Annotated in this window: 20 protein-coding genes; all 20 read left to right on the top strand. The window is 73.4% G+C overall.

Annotation, left to right across the window (positions count from 1 at the left end; translation table 11 throughout):
- Genes ACF08F_RS32870 through ACF08F_RS32965 form a run of 20 tightly spaced genes read left to right on the top strand, consistent with a single transcriptional unit; the run spans nt 1 to nt 26,210 of the window.
- Nucleotides 1-1,326 (top strand): nucleotide sugar dehydrogenase, encoded by a 1,326-nt coding sequence (locus ACF08F_RS32870; protein WP_392302182.1) that lies wholly within the window; start codon nt 1-3, stop codon nt 1,324-1,326.
- Nucleotides 1,316-2,563, top strand: a complete 1,248-nt coding sequence (locus ACF08F_RS32875) for a glycosyltransferase family 4 protein (protein ID WP_392302183.1) — start codon at nt 1,316-1,318, stop codon at nt 2,561-2,563. Before ACF08F_RS32870 ends, ACF08F_RS32875 begins: the two co-directional genes overlap by 11 nt.
- Nucleotides 2,560-3,954, top strand: a complete 1,395-nt coding sequence (locus tag ACF08F_RS32880) for a Wzz/FepE/Etk N-terminal domain-containing protein (RefSeq protein WP_392302184.1) — start codon at nt 2,560-2,562, stop codon at nt 3,952-3,954. The genes ACF08F_RS32875 and ACF08F_RS32880 overlap by 4 nt, the downstream gene beginning before the upstream one ends.
- Nucleotides 3,951-5,501, top strand: coding sequence for a Wzz/FepE/Etk N-terminal domain-containing protein (locus tag ACF08F_RS32885; protein ID WP_392302185.1), 1,551 nt, complete (start codon nt 3,951-3,953; stop codon nt 5,499-5,501). Before ACF08F_RS32880 ends, ACF08F_RS32885 begins: the two co-directional genes overlap by 4 nt.
- A 3-nt stretch (nt 5,502-5,504) precedes the next feature.
- Nucleotides 5,505-7,439, top strand: coding sequence for an asparagine synthase (glutamine-hydrolyzing) (gene asnB, locus ACF08F_RS32890; RefSeq protein ID WP_392302186.1), 1,935 nt, complete (start codon nt 5,505-5,507; stop codon nt 7,437-7,439).
- A 25-nt stretch (nt 7,440-7,464) separates the two neighbouring features.
- Nucleotides 7,465-9,648 carry a bi-domain-containing oxidoreductase gene (locus ACF08F_RS32895; protein WP_392302187.1) on the top strand — a complete coding sequence of 728 codons (2,184 nt, stop codon included), beginning with the start codon at nt 7,465-7,467 and terminating at the stop codon, nt 9,646-9,648.
- Nucleotides 9,645-11,612, top strand: a complete 1,968-nt coding sequence (locus ACF08F_RS32900) for an alginate lyase family protein (RefSeq protein WP_392302188.1) — start codon at nt 9,645-9,647, stop codon at nt 11,610-11,612. The genes ACF08F_RS32895 and ACF08F_RS32900 overlap by 4 nt, the downstream gene beginning before the upstream one ends.
- Nucleotides 11,613-11,619: 7 nt before the next feature.
- Nucleotides 11,620-13,242 carry a right-handed parallel beta-helix repeat-containing protein gene (locus ACF08F_RS32905; RefSeq protein WP_392302189.1) on the top strand — a complete coding sequence of 541 codons (1,623 nt, stop codon included), beginning with the start codon at nt 11,620-11,622 and terminating at the stop codon, nt 13,240-13,242.
- Nucleotides 13,235-14,554, top strand: a complete 1,320-nt coding sequence (locus ACF08F_RS32910; RefSeq protein ID WP_392302190.1) for an O-antigen ligase domain-containing protein — start codon at nt 13,235-13,237, stop codon at nt 14,552-14,554. The genes ACF08F_RS32905 and ACF08F_RS32910 overlap by 8 nt, the downstream gene beginning before the upstream one ends.
- Before the next feature lie 7 nt (nt 14,555-14,561).
- Nucleotides 14,562-15,830: a glycosyltransferase gene (locus tag ACF08F_RS32915; protein ID WP_392302191.1), complete on the top strand. Its 1,269-nt coding sequence runs from the start codon at nt 14,562-14,564 to the stop codon at nt 15,828-15,830.
- Between the two features lies 1 nt (nt 15,831).
- Nucleotides 15,832-17,067: a class I SAM-dependent methyltransferase gene (locus ACF08F_RS32920; RefSeq protein ID WP_392302192.1), complete on the top strand. Its 1,236-nt coding sequence runs from the start codon at nt 15,832-15,834 to the stop codon at nt 17,065-17,067.
- Nucleotides 17,064-17,885 carry a glucose-1-phosphate cytidylyltransferase gene (locus ACF08F_RS32925; protein ID WP_392302193.1) on the top strand — a complete coding sequence of 274 codons (822 nt, stop codon included), beginning with the start codon at nt 17,064-17,066 and terminating at the stop codon, nt 17,883-17,885. Before ACF08F_RS32920 ends, ACF08F_RS32925 begins: the two co-directional genes overlap by 4 nt.
- Nucleotides 17,882-18,529, top strand: a complete 648-nt coding sequence (locus ACF08F_RS32930) for a PIG-L deacetylase family protein (RefSeq protein ID WP_392302194.1) — start codon at nt 17,882-17,884, stop codon at nt 18,527-18,529. Before ACF08F_RS32925 ends, ACF08F_RS32930 begins: the two co-directional genes overlap by 4 nt.
- Nucleotides 18,530-18,532: 3 nt before the next feature.
- Nucleotides 18,533-19,558, top strand: coding sequence for an NAD-dependent epimerase/dehydratase family protein (locus ACF08F_RS32935; RefSeq protein WP_392302195.1), 1,026 nt, complete (start codon nt 18,533-18,535; stop codon nt 19,556-19,558).
- Nucleotides 19,546-20,829, top strand: a complete 1,284-nt coding sequence (locus ACF08F_RS32940; protein WP_392302196.1) for a DUF4910 domain-containing protein — start codon at nt 19,546-19,548, stop codon at nt 20,827-20,829. Before ACF08F_RS32935 ends, ACF08F_RS32940 begins: the two co-directional genes overlap by 13 nt.
- Nucleotides 20,830-20,833: 4 nt before the next feature.
- Nucleotides 20,834-22,126 (top strand): hypothetical protein, encoded by a 1,293-nt coding sequence (locus tag ACF08F_RS32945; protein WP_392302197.1) that lies wholly within the window; start codon nt 20,834-20,836, stop codon nt 22,124-22,126.
- A complete protein-coding gene (locus ACF08F_RS32950; protein WP_392302198.1) occupies nt 22,123-23,079 on the top strand; it encodes a glycosyltransferase family 2 protein in 957 nt (318 codons plus the stop codon). Before ACF08F_RS32945 ends, ACF08F_RS32950 begins: the two co-directional genes overlap by 4 nt.
- Entirely contained in the window at nt 23,076-24,320 is a 1,245-nt protein-coding gene (locus tag ACF08F_RS32955) for a polysaccharide pyruvyl transferase family protein (RefSeq protein ID WP_392302199.1), read from the top strand. The genes ACF08F_RS32950 and ACF08F_RS32955 overlap by 4 nt, the downstream gene beginning before the upstream one ends.
- Nucleotides 24,317-24,868 carry a dTDP-4-dehydrorhamnose 3,5-epimerase gene (rfbC, locus tag ACF08F_RS32960; RefSeq protein WP_392302200.1) on the top strand — a complete coding sequence of 184 codons (552 nt, stop codon included), beginning with the start codon at nt 24,317-24,319 and terminating at the stop codon, nt 24,866-24,868. Before ACF08F_RS32955 ends, rfbC begins: the two co-directional genes overlap by 4 nt.
- 7 nt (nt 24,869-24,875) lie before the next feature.
- On the top strand, nt 24,876-26,210 hold the full coding sequence (locus ACF08F_RS32965) for a glutamate-1-semialdehyde 2,1-aminomutase (protein ID WP_392302201.1): 1,335 nt from the start codon (nt 24,876-24,878) through the stop codon (nt 26,208-26,210).
- Nucleotides 26,211-26,213: the final 3 nt, after the last annotated feature.

Genomic DNA, 26,213 nt, shown 5'->3' on the forward strand with positions numbered 1-26,213 from the left:
ATGAGGATCAGCGTTTTCGGGCTCGGCTACGTGGGCTGCGTGTCGGCCGCGTGCCTGGCCGACATGGGTCACGAGGTCATCGGGGTGGACGTCAACCGGGTCAAGGTGGACCTGGTCAACGCCGGCAAGGCCCCGGTCGTGGAGGAGGGGATCGGCGAGCTCGTCGCCGAGGTCGTGCGCACCGGGGCGTTACGCGCCACCGACGACGTACGCGAGGCGATCAGGGACAGCGACGTGTCCCTCATCTGCGTGGGTACGCCGTCGGAGCCGAACGGCAGCCTCTGCACGACCTACTTGGAGCGGGTCACCGAGCAGATCGGCGCCGCGCTGGCCGAGGGCGCCGCGGAGGGCGGCCGGCACACCGTCGTCTTCCGCAGCACGATGCTCCCGGGCACGTGCCTGAACCTGCTGGTCCCGATCCTGGAGAAGTACGTCGGCGGCACGGCGGGGGTGGACGTCGGGGTCGCGGTCAACCCGGAGTTCCTGCGCGAGGGCACGAGCGTGCGGGACTTCTTCGACCCGCCCAAGACCGTCATCGGCGAGCTCGACCCGGCCAGCGGCGACGTGGTGCGGGCGCTGTACGAAGGACTGCCCGGCGAGGTCTTCCGGGTGCCGATCCCGACGGCCGAGGCGATCAAGTACGCGGACAACGCCTTCCACGGCCTCAAGATCGGCTTCGCGAACGAGCTCGGCGCGGTGTGCCGGGCACTCGGGGTGGACTCGCACCAGGTCATCGACGTCTTCCTGGCCGACAGCAAGCTCAACATCAGCCCCGCCTATCTTCGTCCCGGCTTCGCCTTCGGCGGCTCCTGCCTGCCCAAGGACCTGCGCAGCCTGGTCCACGCGGCGCAGCGCGCCGACGTCTCGGTCCCGATCCTCTCCCATGTGCTGCCCTCCAACGCCGACCACCTCCAGCGGGCCGTGGACCTGGTCGAGCGCACCGGGAAGCGCCGGGTGGGCCTCTTCGGACTGTCCTTCAAGCCCGGCACGGACGACCTCCGCGAGAGCCCGCTCGTCGAGCTGGCGGAGCGGCTCTTCGGCAAGGGCTACGAACTGCGGATCTACGACGCCAACGTGCACCTCGCCCGGTTGCTCGGCGCGAACCGCGAGTACATCGAGTCCCGGCTGCCGCACCTCGGCCAGCTGCTCACCGACTCCGTCGACGAGGTCCTCGAACACGCCGAGGTGTGCCTGGTCGGGACCCGGGACCCGGCCGTCCTGAAGGCGCTGCCGCACGGCGAGAGCCCGGTGATCGTCGACCTCATCCACCTCCCCGACGCCGACGAGCGCCGGGCCGAACCTGGGTACGTGGGCCTTGCTTGGTGAGACGACCGGCGTCGACCGGACCGACCGGCGCGCGCTGATCCTGGTGGAGAACCTGTCGGTGCCCTTCGACCGGCGGGTGTGGCAGGAGTGCACGACGCTGCGCGACGCGGGCTGGGAGGTGCACGTCATCTGCCCGCAGGGCAGCAAGCGGGACACGGAGCCGGAGGCCGTGATCGACGGGGTGCGGATCCACCGCTACCCGCTGCGCGCGGCCACCGGAGGGCCTGCCGGATACCTGCGGGAGTACGGATCGGCGCTGTGGCACACCTTCCGGCTGGCCCGCAGGATCGGCCCGGTCGACGTGGTGCACGCCTGCAACCCGCCGGACCTGCTGTTCCTGCAGGCGAGGTGGCTGCAGCGGCGCGGCGCGCGGTTCGTCTTCGACCAGCACGACCTGGTGCCCGAGCTGTACCTCTCCCGGTTCGACCGCGGCGAGGACCTGCTCTACCGCGGGGTGTGCGCGCTGGAACGGATGACGTACCGGGCCGCGGACGTCGTGCTCGCGACGAACGAGAGCTACCGGGACGTCGCGGTACGCCGTGGCGGTCGGCGGCCCGAGGACGTGTTCGTGGTGCGCAGCGCGCCCGACACCGACCGCTTCCGTCCCGTGCCGCCGGAGCCGGAGCTGAAGCGCGGCAAGCCGCATCTGCTGTGCTACCTCGGCGTCATGGGCCCGCAGGACGGCGTCGACTACGCCCTGCGCGCCCTGGCGAAGCTGCGCGACGAGGTCGGACGGAGCGACTGGCACGCGGTGTTCGTCGGCGGCGGCGACACCTTCGACGCGATGGTGGAGCTGTCCCGGCGGCTGGGCCTCTCGGAGCAGGTCCAGTTCACCGGGCGCGTGCCGGACGCCGATCTGGCGCGCTACCTGTCCACCGCGGACGTCTGCCTCTCCCCCGACCCGCGCAATCCGCTCAACGACGTGTCGACCATGAACAAGGTCCTGGAGTACATGGTGATGGGCCGGCCGATCGTCTCCTTCGACCTCCGGGAGGCGCGCGTCTCCGCCGGTGACGCCGCCCTCTACGCTCCCGCGAACGACGAGGGCGAGTTCGCCCGGCTGATCGCGCGGCTGCTCGACGACCCGGAGGAGCGGGCCCGGATGGGCAAGATCGGCCAGGAGCGGATCAACGGGTCCCTCTCCTGGCGGAACTCCCAGCGATCGCTGCTCGCCGCCTACACCGCCGCGGTGTCGGCCGGCCGCACGGACCGCACGGGGAAGAGGCAGCACCGTTGAGCGAAGACACGATACGCCTGGTCACGATCGGGCGGATTGTCCGTCGGCGCCGGCGGCTCCTCACCCTGCTCGTCGTGGTGGGCGCGCTCGTCGGCTACGGCACCTCCCTGCTCCTTCCGCCGCGGTACACGACCTCGGCGTCGGTGCTGCTCCCGGGGGCGTGGGAGGAGCGCGAGCTGCGGACCCAGGCGCAGATCGCGACCAGTTCGGTGGTGATCGACCGGGTGGCCGCCGGCCTGGGCGGGAACGCGGCGGGCGGTGGCGAGCTGCGCGACCGGGTGGCCGCCGAGGTCGCCGACGGGAACATCATCACGGTCTCGGGCACGGCCGACACGCCGGAGCACGCGCAGCGGCTCGCGGACCGGGTGGCCCGGGAGTTCGTCGCGTTCGCCGCCGAGATCCTGGGCAGCGGCACCGACCCGGACGCGGCGGCCCGGCTGGAGGAGCTGCGGAAGGCGGTGGAACGAACCGACCGCCGCATCACCGAGCTCGCCGCCGCGGCCGATCCTGGGCGGAACGTGGAGAGCGTGCAGACCCGCACGGACCTCGAGAAGCTGCGCACCGCGCTGCGCGAGGCCGTCGACAAGCTGGAGCAGTCAGACCCGGCCACGCGCCGGGCCGTCAAGGCCGACATGGTCGTCATGGGCCCGGCGGCCCGGCCGGCCGGCGAGGCGCCGCCGACGAGGACGCAGCTCGTCGTCGGCGGGGGGCTGCTGTTCCTCCTGGTCGCGGTCGCCGGCCATCTCGTCGCCGCGCGGATGGGCCGGAGGCTGCGCACCGAGCAGGACATCGCCGCGGCGCTGGGCTCGACGCTCCTCGGCACCGTCGACGTGCCCGCCGAAGGGCCCGCGCACCGGCCGGGAGGCCGGGGCCCGCGGGCCCTGGTCCGGCGGTTGCTCGGCGTCGACGTCCGGTGGGACCTGCCGGCTCCCCGGAAGTCCGGCGACGAGGCGAGCCGGCGGACCCGCTACCGGCGGGTGTGCGCCCGCCTCCGGGACCGGCTGCCGGCCTCCCGGCTGCTGGTCGTCGTCCCGGCCGGCGACGAGATCGCCCGGCCGGCCGCCGAGCGGCTCGCCGCCGAGGCCGCGAGCGAGCCCGGCGCCCCGAGCACGGGCTACCCCACGCTGCGCGTGGTGGAGGTCCCGGTGTCCCGGCCGATGCTGCCGGACCGCGACGAGGAGTTCGGCGCCCTGGTCGTGGTCAGCGCGGGCGCCTGGACCGCCGGGGAGCTCGCGGGCATCGCCGAGGCCTGCGCGGACTCCGGCCACGAGGTGGTCGGCGTCGTCCTCGCGGGCACGGTCCTGGCCGGTCCGAAGCGGTCCGGCCGTACCCGGCGGTCCGCCGCGCCGGCGCTCACGACGGCCGACGAGGCGACGGGAGTGCCCGGGTGACGACACGTACGACGACGGAGCAGGCCACCGCCGCTCCGCTCCTCGACCTGCACGCGCTGGTGGTGGCCGTGCGCCGGCGCCGCCGCGTCTGGTACTCCCTGGCGCTCCTCGGGCTGCTCCTCGGGACGGCGGTCGCGGTGCTCCTGCCGCCGCCGCCGACCGCGGTGACCAAGGTGCTGGTCGCGCACCAGGAGGACCAGCCGAACGACCCGGGGACGCTGATCCGGACGGATGTCGCGCTGATCCGGACCACCCGGATCGCCGGTGAGGCCCTGCGGACCCTCAAGTCCCCGGTGAAACCGGAGGACTTCCTGCAGGACTACACGGCCGAGGGTCTGACCAACAACCTGCTGTGGATCGAGGCGACCGGGGCCACCGAGGCGGAGGCGACGGCCCGCGCCCAGGCGCTGGCCGACGTCTTCGTCACGGACCACGTACGGCGGATCAGGGAGGTCGCGGACGCCGAGGCCAAGGCCCTGCTCGACCAACGCGACCGTTTGCGGGACGAACTCGCCCAGGTCAACAGGACGATCGGGGACGGCACGCCGGGCAGCGGTCCGAAGGCCTCGGCGGACCGGGAGTCCCTCTTCGCCCGCCGGGCCGAACTCACCTCGCGTATCAGCGACTTCGACCAGCGGGCCGCCGAGGCGCGGATGGGGACGCCCCGGCTCCTCGTCGGTACGCGGATCGTGGACGCGCCGCTCGTGGTGCGGCACTCGCTGCCCAGGGCCGTCGCCACCGACGCGGCGATCGGGCTCGCCCTCGGACTCGTCCTCGGGCTCGCGGTGTCCGCGGTCGGCGCGGTGGTGGCGGACCGCCCCGTGCTGCGCCGGGAGATCGCCGCGAACCTCGGCGCCTCGGTCCTCGCGGAGCTGCCGCGGTCCACCTGGCCGTGGCAGCGGCGGCGGGTCCGGGCCGCGCGCGAGCGGCTCACCACGTCCCTGGCCCGCACCGTGCGCGGCTCCGGCGAGCCGGTGTCGCTGCTGGAGCTGGGCTGTGCGCGAAGCGCGGGCACGATCGCCCTGGACCTCGCCGGGGCGCTGGCGGCGGACGGACCGGCGGTCGTCGTCGACGGGCTGCCCGGCGGGCGGCTCGCCGACCGGAAGGCGAAGCCGGGCGCCCCGGCCGTGGTCCGCGGCGAACGGGCTTCGGACGTGCCGCTCCAGGGACGTCCCGTCGGTCTCGGCTCGGTGGCGCCCGGCACCGCCTGGACCGACCTCCGGTACCTCGGCACCCGGACCGTGCTCGTCGTCCGGGCCGGGCACGGCAGCGCCGCGTGGCTGCACACCGTGGCGCGGCAACTCGCGGACCAGCACATCCCGGTGATCGGCGTGGTGCTGATCGACCCCGATCCGCGGGACCGCACCGACGGCACCCTGTGGGACGGGCCGGTCACCGCGCGGCGCGGCGGGACGGAGGCACCCGTCCGGCGGAACGGTGGGGGTACCTCCCACGCCGTTCAGGCGGTGCGGGAGGACGTACGGCGGGCGGAACGGCTGCCGATGTGGGCGGCGCGGGTCCCCGACAGCGATCAGGAGGGGCAGTAACACATGTGTGGCATCGCGGGTACCTACCGATGGCCGGACGGGAAGGTCGTGGCCGACCGGCTCACCGACACGCTCGCCCACCGCGGTCCGGACGGAGCCGGCCGCTACGGCCACCCGGTCGGCGACGGCGAGGTGCACCTCGGGCACCGCCGGCTGGCCATCGTCGACCTCTCCGAGACCGGCGCCCAGCCGATGGTCTCGGACGGCCTCGTCCTGACGTACAACGGCGAGCTCTACAACGCGCCCGAACTGCGGGCCGAGCTGGCGTCGGCCGGCGTCCGCTTCCGCGGGTCGTCCGACACCGAGGTGCTCCTGGAGGCCTGGCGGCGCTGGGGGACGGACTGTCTGCCCCGGCTGCGCGGCATGTTCGCGTTCGGCATCTTCGACGAGCGGACGGGTGAGCTGGTGCTCGCCCGCGACCAGCTCGGCATCAAGCCGCTGTTCCTGCTGCGGCGCGGCGGGGGGCTGGTGTTCTCCTCCGAGCTGAAGGCGCTGGCCGCCGTGACCGGCGGGTCGCTGGAGGTGGACCACGCGGCACTGGTGGCCTCGCTGCTCTACTACTGGGTGCCGGACTCGCGGTGCGCGTTCCGCGAGGCGGAGAAGCTGCCGCCGGGCAGCTGGCTGCGGTGCCGGCCCGACGGGCGGGTGGACCGCGGCCGGTTCTGGAACCTGAAGGACGTCGCCGCCGAGGGCCGGGAGCGGGCCGCGGCCGGCGAGCGGCCGGACCTGGCCGCGATCGTCGAGGAGTCGACCCGGCGGCACCTGCTCTCCGACGTCCCCGTGGCCACCTTCCTGTCCGGTGGTCTCGACTCCAGCTATCTGACCGCACTGGCCGCCCGCGAGCAGCCCGGGATCTCCGCGTACACGATCGGTTTCCGTGCGGAGGACGCCAGGTTCGAGGCGATGCCGGACGACCTGAAGTACGCCCGACAGGTGGCCGAGCGGTTCGGGGTCGACCTGCACGAGATCGAGATCGCCCCGGACGTGCTCGACCTGCTGCCCCGGATGACGTACCACCTGGACGAGCCGATCGGCGATCCGGCCGCGATCAACACCTTCCTCATCTGCTCGGCCGCCCGGGAGGCCGGGGTCAAGGTCATGCTGTCGGGGATGGGGGCCGACGAGCTGTTCGCCGGCTACCGCAAGCACCTGGCCAATCTGATCGCGCTGCGCTACCAGCGCGTCCCGCGGCCCGTGCGGCGGGGCCTGTCCGGCGTCGTCGACCGGCTGCCGGTCGCCACGGCCCGCCGGGGGTACCGGTCGGTGCGCTTCGCGAAGCGGTTCCTCTCCTTCGCCGATCTGCCGGAGGAGACCGCGTTCCGGCGCAGCTACACCATGTACGACCGGGGCGAGCTGCTCGGTCTGATCGATCCGGACCTGGCGGGGACCGTCGACGACGTGCTGACCGAGCACGCCGACGTCTACGAGGACAACGACCTCGACGACTTCGTCAACCGCATGTGCCTGGGCGACGCCCGGATGTTCCTGCCGGGCCTGAACCTCGCGTACACGGACCGGTCGAGCATGGCCGCCTCGACCGAGGTGCGCGTGCCGTACGTGGACGTCGAGGTGGTCAGGGCGGCCTTCGCCGTACCCGGTGACCGCAAGATCGTCGGGCGGCAGGGCAAGGCCGTCCTCAAGGAGGCGGCCACCTCGGTCCTGCCCCGGGAGATCGTGTACCGGCCCAAGGGCCTCTTCAGCGCCCCGCTGCGGGCCTGGATGAGCCGGGACCTGGCACCGCTGGTCCGCGAGGTGGTGAACGAGGGCGAGCTCGTCCGCTCCGGGCTCCTGCGCCGCGACGCGCTGGCGCGCATGGTCGCCGAGGACGCCGCCGGGCAGCGGGACTTCTCCAAGCACCTGTGGCACGTGCTGACGCTCGAGTACTGGTACCGCGGCGCGACCTCCGGGTCCGGCCAGGAGCCTTCCGCGACCGCATAGGCACAACAGAGACAAGAGGACTTCGGTGAAACAGGTCGTACAGAACTACAAGAGCGGCGAACTGACGGTGCTCGACGTCCCCGTGCCGGGCTGCAAGCCGGGCGGTGTGCTGGTCCGCACCACGTACTCGCTGATCTCCACCGGCACCGAGCTCATGAAGGTGTCCGAGGCCGGCATGTCGATGCTGGGCAAGGCGCGCTCCCGGCCCGACCAGGTGGCGAAGGTCATGCAGAGCGTGGCCACCAACGGATTACCCGCCACCTACAGCAAGGTGATGGGCAAGCTGGACTCCTACACTCCGCTCGGCTACTCGCTGTGCGGGGTGGTCGAGCAGGTCGGCAGCGGGATCGACGACGTGAAGGTCGGCGACGTCGTGGCCTGCGCCGGCAACGAGCACGCGCTGCACGCCGAGCTGAACTGGGTGCCGAAGAACCTCTACTCCAAGGTGCCGGACGGCCTCGAACCGCGGCACGCGGCCTTCGGCACCGTCGGCTCGATCGCGCTGCAGGGCGTCCGCCAGGGCGATCCGCGGCTCGGCGAGGTGGCGCTGGTCATCGGCCTCGGGCTGATCGGGCAGCTGGTGGTGCAGCTCCTCGTCGCCTCGGGGGTCCGGGTGGTCGGCGCCGACCCCGATCCGGCGCGCTGCGAGCTCGCCGAGCGGCTGGGCGCCGAGGCCTGCGGCGATCCCTCGTCGTCGGCGGTGGAGAACGCCGTCGCCGAGCTGACCGACGGTCACGGCGTGGACCAGGTGTACCTGGCCGCCGGCGGCGGCAGCAACGAGCCGGTCGAGCTGGCCGCGCGGCTGGCCCGGGACCGGGGCCGGGTCGTCGACATCGGCAAGTGCCGACTGGACCTCCCGTGGAACGCGTACTACGAGAAGGAGCTCGACGTCCGGTTCTCGCGCTCGTACGGCCCCGGGCGCTACGACCCGGCGTACGAGCTCGAAGGGCGCGACTACCCGATCGGGTACGTGCGCTGGACCGAGCGCCGCAACCTGGCGTGCTTCCTCGATCTGCTCTCGCGCGGCAGCGTCGACGTGCAGCCGCTGATCTCGCACATCGCCGACTTCCACGAGGCCGTCGAGACGTACCGGAGCCTGAAGGACGGCGAGCTGAAGGCCGTGGCCGTGCTCTTCCGCTACCCCGGAGGGGACGCGGCGGAAGCGGTGGCTCCGGAGGTGGCCGTGCCCGCGGTGCAGCGCACCGGCGGGGCGTCCGCCCCGGCCCGGGCGGCCGGGAAGCCGGTGCGGCTGGCGTTCGTCGGCGCCGGCAACTACGCGACGTCGATGCTCCTGCCGCATCTGGCGGGACGCGAGGGCGTCGAGCTGTCCACGGTCGTGACCACGACGGCGCTGTCCGCCGCCAACGCGCAGCGGAAGTTCGGCTTCGCCGAGGCGACCACCGATCTCGACGCCGTGCTCGACGACCCGTCGGTCGACGCGGTGTTCGTGGTCACCCGCCACAGCTCGCACGCCGAGCTGACCCAGCGGGCGCTCCTCGCGGGCAAGGCCGTGTTCGTGGAGAAGCCACTGGCGCTCACCGAGGACGAGCTGGCCGGAGTGCTCGCGGCGGTGGAGAAGTCCGGGAACGACCGGCTGCAGGTGGGCTTCAACCGGCGGTTCGCGCCGCTGCTGCAGGAGGCGAAGCAGCGGTTCGGCCCCCGGACCGGCCCGGCGAACCTCCGCTACCTGGTCAACGCGGGCACCCTCCAGCACGGCAGCTGGTACCTCCGACAGGGCACCGAGGGCTCGCGCTTCGCCGGCGAGGGCGGCCACTTCGTCGACACGGCGAGCTGGCTGCTGGGCGCCGATCCGGTCTCGGTGTACGCGGTCTCCACGTCCGGTGCAGACGACCTCCAGGTCGTGCTGCGCTACCCGGACGGCTCCACCGCCACCATCAGCTACGTCACCACCGGCGCGCCCGGCTTCCCCAAGGAGACGCTGGACCTCGTCGCGGACGGGAAGGTGCTGCGGCTCGACGACTTCGTCCGCGCCTCTGTCCACGGCGGCAGGAAGTGGGTCAGTTCACGGCTGCCGAAGGCCCGGGACAAGGGGCAGAACGCGGAACTGGCGGCGTTCGTCAGGGCCGTGCGGACCGGCGGGCCGATGCCGGTGCCGCTGGAGTCGCTCGTCGCCACCACGGCGGCCACCCTCGCCGTGCCGGCCGGCCTGGCCGCCGGTGTGCCGGTGACCCTGGCGGGGGCTCGATGACCCTGAGCACGGGCTGGTACCTGCGGCGGCTGTCCCGGATGGGTCCGCGGGAGATCGGCGGCCGGGTGGGCGACACGCTGCGCAGGCGGCGGTGGCGGTCGGCGCGGCCGCACAGCCCGGTCGTGACCGGCGCCCGGTTCACCGCGGTGCTGCCCGAGGGGACGATCGGCGCGGTGCCGCCGGACGCCGCGAAGCGTCTGGTCGCCGAGGCGGACCGGCTGATGGCCGGGCACGTCGAGTACTTCGGGGTGGACCGCGACGACCTGGTGGACCCGGACTGGTGGTACGACCCGAAGACCGGGCGCCGGGCCCCGTGGGGCTACGCCTTCGACGTGCCGTACCGCGACGAGGAGGCGGTCGGCGACATCAAGCAGATCTGGGAGCCGTCCCGGCACCAGTACCTCACCGTCCTCGCCGCCGCCTACGCGGTCACCGGGGACGAGCGGTACGCCGAGCGGGTCGCCGAGCACCTGCGGTCGTGGTGGGCGGCGAACGCGCCGCTGCGCGGGGTGCACTGGACCAGTGGCATCGAGCTGGGGATCCGGCTGCTGTCCTGGGTGTGGGTCCGGCGGCTGCTCGACGGCTGGCCGGGCGCGGCCGGGCTGTTCGAGCGCAACCCCGTGGCGCTGCGGCAGATCTGGCACCACCAGCGCTGGCTGGCGGCGTTCCCCAGCCGGGGTTCGTCGGCGAACAACCACGTCGTCGCCGAGGCCGCCGGGCAGCTGGCCGCGGCCTGCGCGTTCGGCTGGTTCCCCTCCTCGGCGCGCTGGCGGGCCGACGCCCTGCGGACGCTGGAGCGGCAGCTGCGGGCCAACACCTTCGGCTCCGGCCTCAACCGCGAGCTGGCCACCGAGTACCACGGGCTGGTCCTGGAGCTGGGCCTGGCCGCGGTGGCGGAGGCGGACGCGGCCGGCGTGCCGGTCCCCCCGACGGTCCGGCTGGTGCTGCTGCGGATGACCGACGCGCTCGCCGCCGTCGTGGACGACCGCCTACGGCCGCCGCGCCAGGGAGACTCCGACGACGGGCACGGTCTGGTCGTCGACGGCGCGGGCACCGACCGCTGGGGCTCGCTGCTGGCCACCGGGGACGCCGTGTTCGGGCGGCTCGACTGGTGGCCGGAGGTGACCGGCACGGATGTGCGTACGCCGCTGCTCGCCGCGTTCGTCCGGCCGTACGCGAAGCCGGGGACGGCACCGCACGTGTCCCGGCCGGCGAGCCGGCCCGCCCATTTCGCCGACGCGGGCATGACCATCCTGCGGGGGCCGGAGGGGATCTGGTGCCGCTGCGACGGCGGTCCGCACGGGTTCCTGTCCATCGCCGCGCACGCCCACGCGGACGCGCTGTCCGTGGAGGTCCGGCACGACGGGGTCGACGTGCTCGCCGACCCGGGGACGTACTGCTACCACGGGCAGCCCGAGTGGCGGCGGTACTTCCGGTCGACGCTCGGCCACAACACCCTGGAGTGGGAGGGCGCCGACCAGTCCGTCTCCGGCGGTCCGTTCCTGTGGACCCGGCATGCCCGGAGCCGTGTCCTGGTCGCGGACACCGCGGGCGAGGGGGTGGCCCGCTGGTGCGCCGAGCACGACGGCTACCCGGGCTTCACGCACCGCCGCCGGGTGGAGCTGACGGGCGCGAGCCGGGAGCTGCGGGTGGTCGACGAGGTCCGGGGCGACGGCGGAGCGGTCCGCCTGGCGTTCCACCTCGGCCCGGCGATCGCCGCGGAGCTGACGGGCCACCGGGCCGTCCTCACCTGGACCCGGGACGGCGAGGACCGGTCGGCCACGCTCGATCTGCCCGAGGAGCTCACCTGGCGGGCGCATCGCGGCGAGAGCGACCCGCCGCTGGGCTGGTACTCCCCCGGTTTCGGGCGCAAGGAGCCCTCCACGACCCTCGTCGGCGGCGGTCACGCCGACGGCACCGCACTGTCGGGGGAGTTCACCACCGTGCTCAGGTTCGGGGGGTAGGGGGCTCGTGGTGGACAAGCGGCGGCACCTGGGGGTGCCGACGGCGCTTCCGGTGCTGCTGCTGGTGCTGCTCGTGCTGGTGGCGACGGCCTGTACGGGCACGGCGGACGCCCCGGCGAAGCAGACCCGCACGCCCTCGGCGTCCGGTGCGCCCTCGGCGTCCGGTACGTCCTCGGCGTCCGGTGCACCCTCCGCCTCCGGTGCGCCCTCCGCCGTGGGTGCGCCCTCCGGCACCCTGGCCCGGGTCTGCGCCCGGCCCGTGGCCGGGCCGGCAAAAGCTCCGGCGGGCGCGGTGACGGTCGACCCGGCCGTGGTCGGCGACCTGGCCGAGAAGACCGAGAGCAGCCCCCCGCACACCACGTTCTGGCTTCGGCCGGGAACGCACACCCTGGAGCCCGAGCCCTACGCCCAGGTCGTGGCCAAGGAGGGGAACCGCTACCTCGGTGCGCCCGGTGCGGTGCTCGACGGCCGCAGGACCAACCAGTACGCGTTCGGCGGCACCGCCCGGAACGTCACCATCCGCCATCTGACCGTGCAGCGCTTCGTCGCGCCGAACAACGAGGGCGTGGTCAACCACGACATGGCCGACGGGTGGGTGATCGAGCACACGACGATCCAGGACAACTCCGGCGCCGGGCTGATGGCCGGAGCCCGCCAGGAGCTCCGGGGCAGCTGTCTGCGCCGCAACGGCCAGTACGGGATGAACGCCTACAAGACCGGCGACTCCCTCAAGGGTCTGGTGGTCGAGGGCAACGAGGTCGTGGGCAACAACACGGACGACTGGGAGCGGCGGCAGCCGGGCTGCGGCTGCACCGGGGGCATCAAGTTCTGGGCGGTCGACGGCGCCGACATCCGCGGCAACTGGGTGCACGACAACCGCGGGGCCGGCCTGTGGGCGGACACCAACAACAACGACTTCCGTATCGAGGGCAACACCCTCGAAGCCAACGACGGAGCCGCGCTGATCTACGAGACCAGCTACAACGCGGTCATCCGTGACAACACGATCCGGGGGAACAACCTGGTCGAGGGCCGGGGGTACGCCGAGGACGGCGACGACTTCCCGTACGGGACCGTCTACGTGTCCGAGTCCGGCGGCGAACCACGGGTACCGGCCCGCACGGACAGGATCGAGATCCACGGGAACGTGCTGGAGAACAACTGGTCCGGGATCACCCTGTGGGAGAACGCCGACCGGTTCTGCAACAGCCCGGCCAACACCTCGACCGGATACTGCACTCTCCTCGTGAAGGACCCCGCCCGCTGCGCGCCTCCGGCGATCGCCGCCGCGCCGCTCCGCGACGACTGCCGGTGGAAGACCCAGCGGGTGGAGATCCACGGCAACCGCTTCGTCCTGGACCGGTCCGCCGTCGACTGCACGACGGGCTGCGACCGGATGGCGGTGGTGGCCAACTCCGGTACGGCTCCGGACTGGTCGCCGTACAAGGGCGAGCGGGTGTCCGAGGCGATCAGCCGCGGGCAGCGGAACCGCTGGTACGACAACGTCTACGTCGGACCGTGGACGTTCGTCGCCCACTCCCCCGGCCGGACGGTCGACCTCGCCGCGTGGCGGGGCACGACGTACCGGCAGGACGCGGGCAGCACCTTCCGCGCACGGGACGGTGGTTGACGTGGCCGCGGACCACACGCCGAAGATCGTCGCCACCGCCTGGGCGCTGCTCGCCCTCAACACGCTCGGCTCCGCCGGGGCGAAGACCGTCGTCCCGATCCCGCGCTCCCTCATCCAGATGCTCACGATGGGCGCGCTGGTCGCCGCGTTCGCCCTGGCACTCCTCGTCAATCCCCGGCTGCGCTTCCGGGCCAGTGCCTTCGTCTTCCTGCTGACCCTGCTGCTCGTGCCGAGCGTGATCTCCAGCGTGCACCTGGAGGTCGGACTCGGCGCACTGTTCCGGTGCGCCCGGCTGGCCCTCTTCGTGGGCACGCTGTGGCTGCTCAGCCGCTGGTGGGACGGCGGCCTCACGTTCGTCCGCCACCACATCCGCATGTACTTCGCGGTGCTCGTGCTGGTGGCCGTCGGGCTGGCCGTCGCCCCGGGCACGGCGATGCCGGAGTACTACGGCGGGCGCCTCGTCGGCTCGCTGTGGCCGCTGACCCCGCCGCAGATCGGCCAGTACGCCGCGGTGGTCATCGGGCTCACCGTGCTCATGCTGCTGGGCCGCCGGACCACCGGGGCCGGTGCGGCGGTGATCGTCGTGCCGGCGCTCGTCCTGCTCGCCATGACCCACACCCGGACGGCCACGCTCGGGCTGATCATCGCGTTGACGCTGGCGATCGGTTCGCTGCTCCTGACCAGCCCCGCCGCCCGCCGGGTCTTCGCCTGGGCGGTGCTGTGCGCCACGGTGGCCGCGGTGGTGTTCAGCTCCGCGCTGCAGTCCTGGTTCCTGCGCGGACAGAGCCAGGAGAACTTCTCCAACCTCACCGGCCGGGCCAAGGTCTGGGACGCGCTCCTCGGGGCGCCCCGGACGCTCGGGGAGCGGGCGTTCGGCACCGGACTCGGCGACAAGTCCTTCGACGGACTGCCGATCGACAACAGCTGGCTGGCCGTCTACCACGAGCAGGGTCTCGTCGGCGTCGGCATCGTGGCGGCGATGGTCACCGTGCTGGGCGCCGTCGCGCTGCTGCGGCCGCCGTCGCTGCCGAGGGCCTGCGCGATCTTCCTGATCAGCTACTGCGGGATCTCCTCGTACACCGAGGTCGGTCTCGGCGACGCCTCCGCGTACCTGCTGCACCTGGCGCTGGCCGCCTCGCTGCTCGTGGCCCCGGCCCCGGCGGCCCCGCACCTTCCCGCGCCGAAGACCGCGCCGGAGACCGCGCCGAAGAGCGCGCCGAAGAGCGACGCACCCCTTTCCGTACCCGTCCCCACGGCCCCGCCCGCGGCCGGAGTTTCCCGACGACGTGTCCCGCGATGGGCCCGGAGGTGACCTGAGCATGCATGTCCTTGTCGTGCACAACCGCTATTCCTCGGCGCAGCCGAGCGGCGAGAACAGGGTGGTCGACGAAGAGGTGGGGCTGCTGCGCGCGGCCGGCCACCGGGTCGACCTCTTCGAGCGGCGCAGCGACGACATCGCCGGCCGGTCGCTCCTCGGCAAGGTCGCGGTGCCGCTCCTCGTCCCGTGGAACCCCGCGGTCCGCACGGAGCTCACCGCTCGGCTGCGCGCCGAGCGGCCGGACGTGGTGCACGTCCACAACGTCTTCCCGCTGCTGTCGCCGGCGGTGCTCGCGGCCTGCGCCGACGCCGGGGTGCCCGTCGTCGCCACGCTGCACAACTACACCCAGGTCTGCCCGCCCGGCACGCTGCACCGGGACGGCCAGCCGTGCACCGAGTGCGTCGGGACGGCGACGGCGCTGCCGGCCGTCCGGCACGGCTGCTACCGGAACTCCCGGCTCGCGACGGTTCCGCTCGCGGTCGGCCTCTCGGTCAACCGGCGGCGCTGGTGGAGCGGCGTGGAGCGGTTCTTCTGCATCTCCGGCGCGCAGCGCGACGTCCTGGTGCGGTCCGGCATGCCGCCCGAGCGGCTGGTGGTGAAGCACAACTTCGTACCCGACCCGGGCACCACCCGGACCGGCGCCGGCGAGCACCTGCTCTTCCTCGGCCGGCTCGCGGAGACCAAGGGCCTGCGGCTGCTCATGGACGCGTGGGACCTGCTCGCGGCGGACGGCGGCGTGGGCGTGCCGCTCGTGATCGCGGGCGCGGGGCCGCTGGAGGGCGAGGTGTCCGCCTGGGCGGCGGGCCGGGAGGACGTGCGGTACGTCGGCCTGTACGACCCCGCCCAGTGCCGGCGGGCCGTCGAGCGGTCGGTCGCCGTGGTGGCTCCCTCGATGTCACTGGAGACGTTCGGCCTGGTCGTCGCGGAGGCGATGGCCGCGGGGGTCCCGGCCGTCGCCGCCGGGCACGGCGCCTTCGTCGAGCTCGTCGAGGACGGGGTGACCGGGCTGCTGCACGCGCCGGGCGATCCCGCCTCGCTCGCGTCTCGCCTGCGCCGGGTCGCGACCGAGCCGGACCGCAACCGGGAGATGGGACGGGCGGCCCGGCGCCGCTACGAGCGGCACTTCAGCCCGGCCGTCGGGCTGGAGCGCCTGGTGGAGGAGTACCGCGCCGCGACAGCGGGGCGGTCCGGCGGCGGGGACGGCCCGCCGCCAGGGGACGAGAACACGGGCTCGCGGCGGGGAACCGCCGCGAGCGGGATGGGGGAATGAGATGACACGATGCCGACTCTGCGGCTCGGCGGCGCTGGCGAGCGTCGTCGACCTCGGGGCGACCCCGCCGTGCGAGAGCTTTCTCGCCGCGGACCGGCTGGACCTGCCGGAGCCGGCGTACCCGCTGCACCTGCGGGTCTGCACCGACTGCTGGCTGGCGCAGATCCCGCCGCTGATCACGCCGGAGGAGACGTTCCAGGAGTACGCCTACTTCTCCTCGTACTCGACGTCCTGGGTGGAGCACGCGCGCACGTTCGTCGACGACGCCGTGGAGCGGCTCGGTCTGGGCGGCGACTCCTTCGTGGTGGAGGTCGCGAGCAACGACGGCTACCTGCTGAAGCACGTGGTGGACCGGGGGATCCGCTGCCTCGGCGTCGAGCCGTCGGTGAACGTCGGAGCCGCGGCGCGGGAGGCGGGCGTCCCCACGGTCACGGAGTTCCTGAGCCCGGAGACCGGCTCGGCCGTCCGCGCCGAGCACGGCCCGGCGGACCTGGTCGTGGCCAACAACGTGTACGCGCACATCCCCGACGTGGTCGGCTTCACCCGGGGGCTGCGCGCCCTGGTCGCCGACGACGGCTGGGTCTCGATCGAGGTGCAGCACCTGCTGACCCTCATCGAGGAGAACCAGTACGACACGATCTACCACGAGCACTTCCAGTACTACACGGTCGCGTCGGCGATCCGGGCGCTCGCGAGCGGCGGACTGACACTGGTCGACGTCGAGCTGCTGCCGACGCACGGCGGGTCGATCCGGCTGTGGGCCCGGCCGGCCGAGGTGGCCGGCGAGCCGTCCGGGCGGGTGTCCGAGGTCCTCGACCGGGAGAAGGCGGCCGGGCTCCAGGAGCTGGCGGGGTACGCCGAGTTCTCCGCCCGGGTCGCCAAGGTGCGCCGGGACCTGCTGAAGTTTCTCATCGAGGCGGCCGAGCGCGGCGAGACGGTCGTCGGCTACGGCGCCCCTGGCAAGGGCAACACCCTGCTCAACCACTGCGGCATCCGGCCCGACCTGCTCGCGTACACGGTCGACCGGAACCCGTACAAGCACGGCAGGTTCACCCCGGGCACCCGCATCCCGATCCTGCCGCCCGAGCGGATCGCCGCCGACCGGCCGGACTACGTCCTCGTCCTCCCGTGGAACCTGCGGGCCGAGCTGGTCGAGCAGCTGTCCTTCGTGCACGAGTGGGGCGGCCGACTGGTCTTCCCCATACCGGAGCTGAGCATTGTGGAGGTCAAGCCGTGAAGGTCGTGCTGTTCTGCGGCGGTTACGGGATGCGGATGCGCAACGGCGCCTCCGACGACGTGCCCAAGCCGATGGCGATGGTCGGCCCGCGGCCACTGATCTGGCACGTCATGCGCTACTACGCGCACTACGGGCACAAGGAGTTCATCCTGTGCCTGGGGTACGGGGCGCACCACATCAAGGACTTCTTCCTCAACTACGAGGAGACGACGTCCAACGACTTCGTGCTGCGCGGCGGGCGGACCGAGCTGCTGTCCACCGACATCGCCGACTGGACGATCACCTTCGCCCAGACCGGCATCGAGTCGCCGATCGGGGAACGGCTGCGCCGGGTGCGGCACCATCTGGAGGGCGACGAGATGTTCCTCGCCAACTACGCCGACGTGCTCACCGACGCCCCGCTGCCGGAGATGATCGAGAACTTCTCCCGGCGCGACGCCGGCGCCTCGATGACGGTGGTGCCGCCGCAGTCCTCCTTCCACTGCGTGGAGTTGGGCGAGGACAATCTGGTGGACGGCATCACCGCGGTCAGCGAACTGCCGCTGTGGGAGAACGGCGGCTACTTCGTGCTCCGCCAGGAGGTCTTCGACCACATCCCGGAGAACGGGGACCTGGTCGCCGACGGCTGCGCAGCCCTGGCCAAGGAGGGCCGGCTCGTGGCGCACCGGCACCGCGGCTTCTGGAAGCCGACCGACACGGTGAAGGAGCGGGCCGCGCTCGACGAGGCCTACGCCCGGGGCGACCGCCCCTGGGCCGTGTGGGAGCGGGACGGCGCGGGCGCGAGCGGCGGCCGGGCCGGCGCCGGGGTCCACGCGTGATCCGGCTCGGGGTCGGGCGCCTGGACCGGATCGTCGCGGTGGGCGCGCACTGCGACGACATCGCCATCGGCGCGGGCGGCACGCTGCTCACGCTGTGCCTCGCGCGGCCGGGGATCCGCGTCGACGCGCTGGTGCTCTCCGGCGGGGGCGGCGAGCGGGAGGACGAGGAGCGGGCCGCGCTGGCCGCCTTCTGCCCGGGCGCCGACCTGCGGCTGACCGTGCACAAGCTGCCGGACGGCCGGCTGCCCGCGCACTGGGACGAGGCCAAGCGCGCGGTCGAGGAACTGCGCGGGCGGACCGAGCCCGACGTGGTCCTCGCCCCGCGCACCGAGGACGCGCACCAGGACCACCGGGGCCTGGCACGGCTCATGACCACGGCGTTCCGCGACCACCTCGTGCTCGGCTACGAGATCGTCAAGTGGGACGGCGACCTCGGCCGTCCGACGGCCTACCAGCCGCTGTCACCGGAGACGGCCGAGGAGAAGGTACGGCTGCTGCAGGAGCACTACCCCTCGCAGCGGCACCGTCCGTGGTACGACCGGGAGGCCTTCCTCGGGCTCGCCCGGATCCGCGGCATCGAATGCCACGCGCGCTACGCCGAGGCGTTCGACATCACCAAACTCACTCTCGACCTGGGGGAATGAACCTTGCGCGTACTGCTGACCGGGCACCAGGGCTATCTGGGCACCGTCATGGCCCCCGTCCTGGCGGCCGCCGGGCACGAGGTCGTCGGCCTCGACTCCGGCCTGTTCGCCGACTCCGTGCTCGGCCCGACGCCCGCGGACCCGCGGGGGCACCGGGTGGACCTGCGCGACGTGACGGCCGAGCACGTGGCCGGTGTGGACGCCGTGATCCATCTGGCCGCGCTCTCCAACGACCCGCTGGGCTCGCTGGCGCCGCAGCTCACCTACGACATCAACCACCACGCCTCCGTCCGGCTCGCCGAGCTGGCCCGTGACGCCGGGGTGCGGCGCTTCCTGTACGCGTCGACGTGCTCGGTCTACGGCGCCGCCGGCGGCGCCGACCTGGTCGCCGAGGACGCCCCGCTGCGCCCGGTGACGCCGTACGCGGAGTCCAAGGTGCGGGTGGAGGACGACCTGCACGCGCTGGCCGACGGGGACTTCAGCCCGGTGTACATGCGCAACGCCACCGCCTTCGGCTACTCGCCCCGGCTGCGCGCCGACATCGTGCTGAACAACCTGGTGGGCCACGCGCTGCTGTCCGGCGAGGTCCTCGTGCTCTCCGACGGCACGCCCTGGCGCCCGCTGGTGCACGCCGCCGACATCGCGCGGGCCTTCGCGGCCGCGCTGACCGCGCCGCGCGAGGCGGTGCACGACCGGGCGTTCAACATCGGCAGCGAGGTCAACAACGTCACGGTCGCCGAGATCGCCGAGCAGGTCGCCGAGGCCGTGCCCGGCTCGCAGGTGCGGATCACCGGGGAGAACGGCGCCGATCCGCGGTCGTACCGGGTGGACTTCTCCCGGTTCCGCACGGCGGTCCCCGGCTTCGACTGCGAGTGGACGGTGAAGCGGGGCGCGCTCGAACTCGCCGACGCCTACCGGAAGCACGGGCTGACCCGGGAGGACTTCGAGCGGCGCTTCACCCGGCTCGCGGTGCTGCGCGCGACGTCCGAGTCCGGCGCGGTCGACGACACGCTGCGGTGGCGCCGGTGACGGGGCCCGGCGCGGAGATGCACGCGCTGGTGGAGCGGTTGTACCCGCTCTGCCGGAGCATCACCGGCGACGGTGTGCGCGCCACCCTGGACATCGTCGGCGAGTACCTGCCGCTCCAGGTGCACGAGGTGCCGACCGGCACGCGGGTGCTCGACTGGACGGTGCCGCAGGAGTGGAACATCCGCGACGCGTACATCGCGGACTCCACCGGCAGGCGGGTCGTCGACTTCGCCGAGTCCAGCCTGCACGTGCTCGGCTACAGCGTGCCGGTGTCGGCGACGATGCCGCTGTCCGAGCTGCGCGGGCATCTGCACACCCTGCCGGAGCACCCGTCCTGGGTGCCGTACCGCACCAGCTACTACAAGCCGGAGTGGGGGTTCTGCCTGTCCCAGGAGACCCTGGACGGGCTGCCGGACGGGGACTACGAGGTGTGCGTGGACTCCACGCTCGCCGACGGCCACCTCACCTACGCGGAGCACGTGGTCCCCGGGCAGGTCGCCGACGAGGTGATCGTCTCCTGTCACGTCTGCCACCCGGCGCTGGCCAACGACAACATGGCCGGCGTCGCGGTGGCGGTGTTCCTGGCCCGGGCGCTGGCGGAGCAACAGCCTTACCACACCTACCGGTTCATCTTCGCCCCGGGCACCATCGGGGCGATCACCTGGCTGGCCCGCAACGCGGAGCGGGTGGACCGGGTCAAGCACGGCCTCGTGCTGGCCTGCGCGGGCGACCGGGGCGATCTGACGTACAAGCAGAGCAGGCGCGGCGACGCGGGCATCGACCGGGTGCTGCGGTACGTGCTCGCCGCGTCCGAACGCCCGCACCGGATCAACGAGTTCACTCCGTACGGCTACGACGAGCGGCAGTACTGCTCGCCCGGGTTCGACCTCGGCGTGGGCTCGCTCACCCGCACCCCGTACGCCGGCTATCCCGAGTACCACACCTCGGCGGACAACCCGGACTTCGTCTCCCCGGAGGCGTTGGCCGACACGCTCGCCGTCTGCCGCGAGGCCTTCGGCGTGCTCGACCGCGACCGGCGGTACGTCAACCTCAGCCCGTACGGCGAACCGCAGCTGGGCCGCCGGGGCCTGTACGAGGCGCTCGGCGGGCGCAGTGACACCCGGCAGGCGCAGATGGCCATGCTCTGGGTGCTCAACCTCTCGGACGGCGAGCACAGTCTGCTGGACGTCGCCGAGCGGTCCGGGCTGCCCTTCGGCACCGTGGCCGCCGCGGCCGACGCCCTGCTCGGCGCCGGACTGATCAAGGAGTGACGCGATGACCACCACCGAGGGGGAGAAGCAGGCGCGCCCCGCCGGGTCCGCCCGGCGGGCGATCGTCGGCCGGCTGTCCTGGGGGCTGGCCGACCAGGCGGCCTCCAGCATGACCAACTTCGCGGTGGGGATCTACGTGGCCCGCTCGCTCGGGCTGGCCGCGTTCGGCGTGTTCAGTCTCGCCTGGGTGACCTACGGCGTCGTGCTCAACGTCGCCCGCGGGCTGGCCACCGACCCCCTCGTGGTGCGTTTCAGCGGCGTTCCGGAAGCGTCCTGGCGCGGGGCGGTGGCCCGCTCCTCGGGTACGGCGCTCGGCGTCGGCGCCGCGATCGGCGTGGCGTGCCTGGCGGCCGGTCCGGTACTCGGCGGCGAGCTGGGGACGGCCTTCGTCTGCCTCGGTCTCGCGCTGCCGGGGCTCCTCCTCCAGGACGCCTGGCGGTTCGCGTTCTTCGCGGCCGGCGCGGGGCGGAAGGCCTTCGTCAACGACGTGGTGTGGGGCGTCGCGCTCGTCCCGGCCATGGTCGTGGCGGCCCGCGTGGGCAGCGTGGCCGCCTTCGTGCTCGCCTGGGGCGGCTCGGCCGCCGTGGCCGCGGTGTACGGCTGCTTCCAGTCCGGCATCCGGCCCCGGCCGACGGGGGTCCTCGACTGGCTCCGCGAGCAGCGCGACCTCGGCTCCCGGTACCTGGTCGAGAACGTCAGCCTCAGCGGCGCGAGCCAGGTGCGGGCCTACGGGCTCGGCGCGATCGCCGGGCTCGGCGCGGTGGGCGCGGTCCGGGGCGCCGAACTGCTCCTCGGCCCGTTCCTCGCCGTGCTGATGGGCCTGTCGCTCGTCACCGTCGCCGAGGCGGCCCGGGTCCTGCGTCAGGCCTCGCACCGCCTCGGCGCGTTCTGCCTCCTGCTGGGCGGCGGGCAGGCAGCCGCCGCGGTCCTCTGGGGCGGGGCGCTGCTCCTCGTACCGGACCGGCCGGGCGAGCTCGTGCTCGGCGGTGTCTGGCACTCCGCATCCCAGCTCGTCCTGCCGGCCACGCTCGGCGTCGCCGGCGCCAGCCTCGGCACCGGCGCGGCGGCCGGACTGCGCGCGCTCGGCGCGGCCCGGCGCAGCCTGCGCTGCCAGTTGTTCGCCTCCGCGCTGTACGTCGGCGGGGGGCTCGGCGGAGCCGTCGCGGGCGGCGCGGTCGGCTCGGCCTGGGGCGTCGCCGCCGCGACCGTCGGAAGCTCGGCCGTGTGGTGGCTGGAGCTGCGCTCCGCCCTGCGCGAGCACCACCAAGAACCGATCACCGAAGTGAGGACGTCATGACCGCCCACCCCCGGCTCGGCATCGGGCTGCCCGTCTACAACGGCGAGGAGTACCTCGCCGAGTCCCTCGACGCCCTGCTCGGCCAGACCTACACGGACTTCGAGCTGGTCATCTCCGACAACGCCTCGACCGACGGGACGCAGGAGATCTGCCGCGACTACGCCGCGCGGGACCCGCGCATCCGGTACATCCGGCTGCTCCGGAACATCGGCGCCGCGCCGAACCACAACTACGTGTTCACCGAGTGCCGCGGCGAGCTCTTCAAGTGGGCCTCGCACGACGACCTGTACGCCCGCGACCTGCTGCGGCGCTGCGTGGAGGCGCTGGACGAGCGGCCGGACGTGATCCTCGCCCACGCCGACCAGGCGGTCATCGACGGCGACGGCCAGGTGAAGGTCCCGTACGAGTACGGACTGGCCACCGCCTCCCCCAGCGCGCCGGAGCGCTTCCGCAGCATGCTGTTCGAGCCCGGCGGCGACGACTTCTACGGGGTGATGCGGGCCGACGTGCTGCGCCGGGTCCGGCCGCACGACAGCTACCACCACGCGGACCGCACGTTCGTCGCCGAGATCGGCCTGAACGGGCCCTTCCACCAGGTGCCGGAGCTGCTGTACTTCCGCCGCGACCACCCGACCCGCGCCGAGCGGGCGAACCCCTCCAAGCGCTCCCGCTGCGTCAACCTGGACCCGCGCCGGGCGGGCGCGCTGCACCCGACGCCCCGGCTGCTCGCCGAGTACGTGTGGGGCTTCGTCGCGGCAATCCGGCGGGCGCCGCTGTCCGCGGCCGACCGGCGCGCGTGCTACCGGCACCTGGGCGAGTGGATGAGCAGCCGGGCCCGGCCGGGCGCGGGCGAGCGGGTCGAGGACCGCGCCCCGGTCGACCCGAGCCGGCTGACGGTCTCGGTCGACGCCCTCGTCGCCGGCCGTGAGGGCCGTGAGAGGGGACGTGGGTGACGTCCACCGGTGGGAGCCCCGTACGCGTCGGGGTGTTCGGCCTTCTCGGCTCCGGCAACCTCGGCAACGACGGATCGCTGGAGGCCGTGCTCGGGTACCTCCGCGCCGAGCACCCGGACGCGGTCGTGGACGCGCTGTGCGGCGGACCCGAGGTCGTCACGGCCCGGTACGGGATCCCTGCGACGCGGCTGCACTGGAACCGCGGGGAGTACCGGACGGCGTCGCGGGCCGGCGCGGTCGCGGCGAAGGGGCTGGGCAAGCTCGTCGACGTCGCCCGCACCGCCTCCTGGGTGCGCCGGCACGAGGTGGTGATCGTGCCGGGCATGGGCGTCCTGGAGGCCACGCTGCCGCTGCGGCCGTGGGGCTTCCCGTACTCCCTGTTCCTGCTCTGCGCGAGCGGCCGGGTGTTCGGCACCCGGGTGGCGCTGGTCGGGGTCGGCGCCGGTCCGATCGGCGACCGGCCGACCCGGGCCCTGGTGCGCTGGTCGGCGCGGCTCGCCGCGTACCGCTCGTACCGGGACGACCAGTCGCGTGACGCGATGCGGGCGATGGGCGTGGACACCGGGCGCGACGAGGTCCACCCGGACCTCGCCTTCGCCCTGTCGGCACCGCAGGCGAGCACCCCCTCGGACGCGCCGGGGACGGTCTGCGTGGGCGTCATGGACTTCCACGGCGGCAACGACGACCGCGCGCGGGCCGAGGAGATCCACCGGCGCTACCTCGACGGCACGACCCGCTTCGTCCGCGCGCTGGTCGAGGACGGCAGACCGGTCCGGCTGCTCACCGGCGACGCGTGCGACGCGACGGTGGTCGCCGCGATCCTCGAAGCGGTGGACTCACCGCTGGTCACGGCCGCCGAGACCGCCTCGCTCGCCGACCTGATGAAGGAGACGGCCGCCGCCGACACCGTGGTGGCGACCCGGTACCACAACCTGGTCTGCGCGCTGAAGGCCGGTACGCCGACGCTCGCGCTCAGCTACGCGGCGAAGAGCGACGCGCTCATGGCCCGGATGGGGCTCGCCGCGTACTGCCACCCGGCGCGCGAGGTCGACGCCGACCGGCTGCTCGCACAGTTCCGGGAGCTGGAGAAGCGGTCGGCGGAGCTGCGCCGGACGCTGACCGAGCGGAACCTGACCGCCACACACCAACTCCGCGCACACCTCGCGGCGTTGACGAAGGCCCTCTTCCCGGGGGCCACCGGCACCCGGACCCACACGCTCACCTCTCGGAAGGCTCCATGAAAGCGACCGAAGTCCCGGACATCGCCGGCGCGTACCTGTTCGAGCCGACGCCGTACGCCGACGAGCGCGGCTTCTTCAGCCGTACCTTCGACGCCGACGTCGTCCGCTCGGTGGGTCTCGACCCGCACGCCTTCGTCCAGGACAGCCTGTCCCGCTCGGCCCGGGGCGTGCTGCGCGGCCTGCACCTGCGCTCCGGCGCCGGCGAGGCCAAACTCGTACGGTGCTCGTACGGCAGGATCTTCGACGTCGTCGTCGACCTGCGGGCGGACTCGCCGACGTACCGGAACAGGGCCTTCTTCGAGCTGTCCGACGAGACGCAGACGACCCTGTACATCCCGGCGGGGTGCGCCCACGGCTTCCAGGCGCTGACCGGGACGGCCGACACCTCGTACCGGATCGACCGCCCGCACGATCCGGCCGAGGACGTGACGATCGCCTTCGACGACCCGGAACTCGCCATTCCCTGGCCGCTGCCGGCCACGTCGGTGTCCGCACGGGACCGGGAGGCCCCGCGCCTCGCCGAGGTCCTGAAGCAGATGGGGAGCTGAGGCCGACGTGGACACCGAAGACACCGGCGGGCTCGTCCTTCCCCGCTCACGGGAGGCGAACGAGCGGCTGCACGCCCTGATCCCCGGGGGCGCGCACACCTACGCCAAGGGCGACGACCAGTACCCCGAGGACCTGGCTCCGGTCATCAGCCACGGCCGCGGCGCGCACGTGTGGGACGTGGACGGCAACCGCTACGTCGAGTACGGCTCCGGCCTGCGGTCGGTCAGCCTCGGCCACGCCCACCCGCGCGTGGTCGAGGCGGTGCGGCGGGAGCTCGACCGCGGCAGCAACTTCGTCCGGCCGTCCTTCGTGGAGGTCGAGGCGGCGGAGCGCTTCCTCGCCACCGTACCGACCGCCGAGATGGTGAAGTTCGCGAAGAACGGCTCCGACGCGACCACCGCCGCGGTGCGCCTGGCCCGCGCCGTCACCGGCCGGTCGCGTGTGGCCCTCTGCGGCGACCATCCCTTCTTCTCCACCGACGACTGGTTCATCGGCACCACGCCGATGTCCGCCGGCATCCCGGACGGGACGAACGAGCTCACCCTGTCGTTCCCTTACGGGGACCTGGCCGCCACCGAGGAGCTGCTGGGCCGGTACGCGGACGAGGTCGCCTGCCTGGTCCTCGAACCCGCCACCCACACCGAGCCACCGCCCGGGTACCTCGCCGGGCTGCGCGAACTGGCCGACCGGCACGGCTGCGTCCTGGTCTTCGACGAGATGATCACCGGCTTCCGCTGGTCGGAGGCGGGCGCCCAGGGCCTGTACGGCGTCGTCCCCGACCTCTCCACCTTCGGCAAGGCGCTGGGCAACGGCTTCGCCGTCTCCGCCCTGGCCGGACGCCGGGACCTGATGGAGTGGGGCGGGCTGCGTCACTCCGGCGAGCGGGTCTTCCTGCTGTCCACCACCCACGGCGCGGAGACGCACTCGCTGGCGGCAGCGATGGCCGTGCAGACCATCTACACCGAGGAGGACGTCACCGCGCGGCTCCACGCCCTCGGCGAGCGCCTGGCCGCCGGGGTCCGCAACGCCGCGGCCGCCATGGGCGTGGGCGAGCACGTCGTCGTCCGGGGCCGGGCCAGCAACCTGGTCTTCGCCACCCTGGACGAGAACGGGCAGCCCTCCCAGGAGTACCGCACGCTGTTCCTGCGCCGCCTCCTGGCGGGCGGAGTCCTGGCGCCGTCGTTCGTCGTGAGCAGCGCGCTCAGCGACGCCGACATCGACCACACCGTCGACGCGGTGGCCCAGGCGTGTGCGGTGTACCGGAAGGCGCTGGACGCCGCGGACCCCACCCCATGGCTGGCCGGTCGCCCGGTGAAGCCCGTGTTCCGCCGCACGGTGTGACGT

It is taken from the genome of Streptomyces sp. NPDC015130 (genome assembly GCF_043080005.1).
Classification (GTDB): Bacteria; Actinomycetota; Actinomycetes; order Streptomycetales; family Streptomycetaceae; genus Streptomyces.

Excerpts from the sequence above, each read along its gene's own strand:
- ACF08F_RS32945 (WP_392302197.1), top strand. The coding sequence starts at position 20,834 with ATGACCACCACCGAGGGGGAGAAGCAGGCGCGCCCCGCCGGGTCCGCC.
- rfbC (WP_392302200.1), top strand. The coding sequence starts at position 24,317 with ATGAAAGCGACCGAAGTCCCGGACATCGCCGGCGCGTACCTGTTCGAG.
- ACF08F_RS32870 (WP_392302182.1), top strand. The coding sequence starts at position 1 with ATGAGGATCAGCGTTTTCGGGCTCGGCTACGTGGGCTGCGTGTCGGCC.
- ACF08F_RS32920 (WP_392302192.1), top strand. The coding sequence starts at position 15,832 with ATGACACGATGCCGACTCTGCGGCTCGGCGGCGCTGGCGAGCGTCGTC.
- asnB (WP_392302186.1), top strand. The coding sequence starts at position 5,505 with ATGTGTGGCATCGCGGGTACCTACCGATGGCCGGACGGGAAGGTCGTG.
- ACF08F_RS32900 (WP_392302188.1), top strand. The coding sequence starts at position 9,645 with ATGACCCTGAGCACGGGCTGGTACCTGCGGCGGCTGTCCCGGATGGGT.
- ACF08F_RS32950 (WP_392302198.1), top strand. The coding sequence starts at position 22,123 with ATGACCGCCCACCCCCGGCTCGGCATCGGGCTGCCCGTCTACAACGGC.
- ACF08F_RS32915 (WP_392302191.1), top strand. The coding sequence starts at position 14,562 with ATGCATGTCCTTGTCGTGCACAACCGCTATTCCTCGGCGCAGCCGAGC.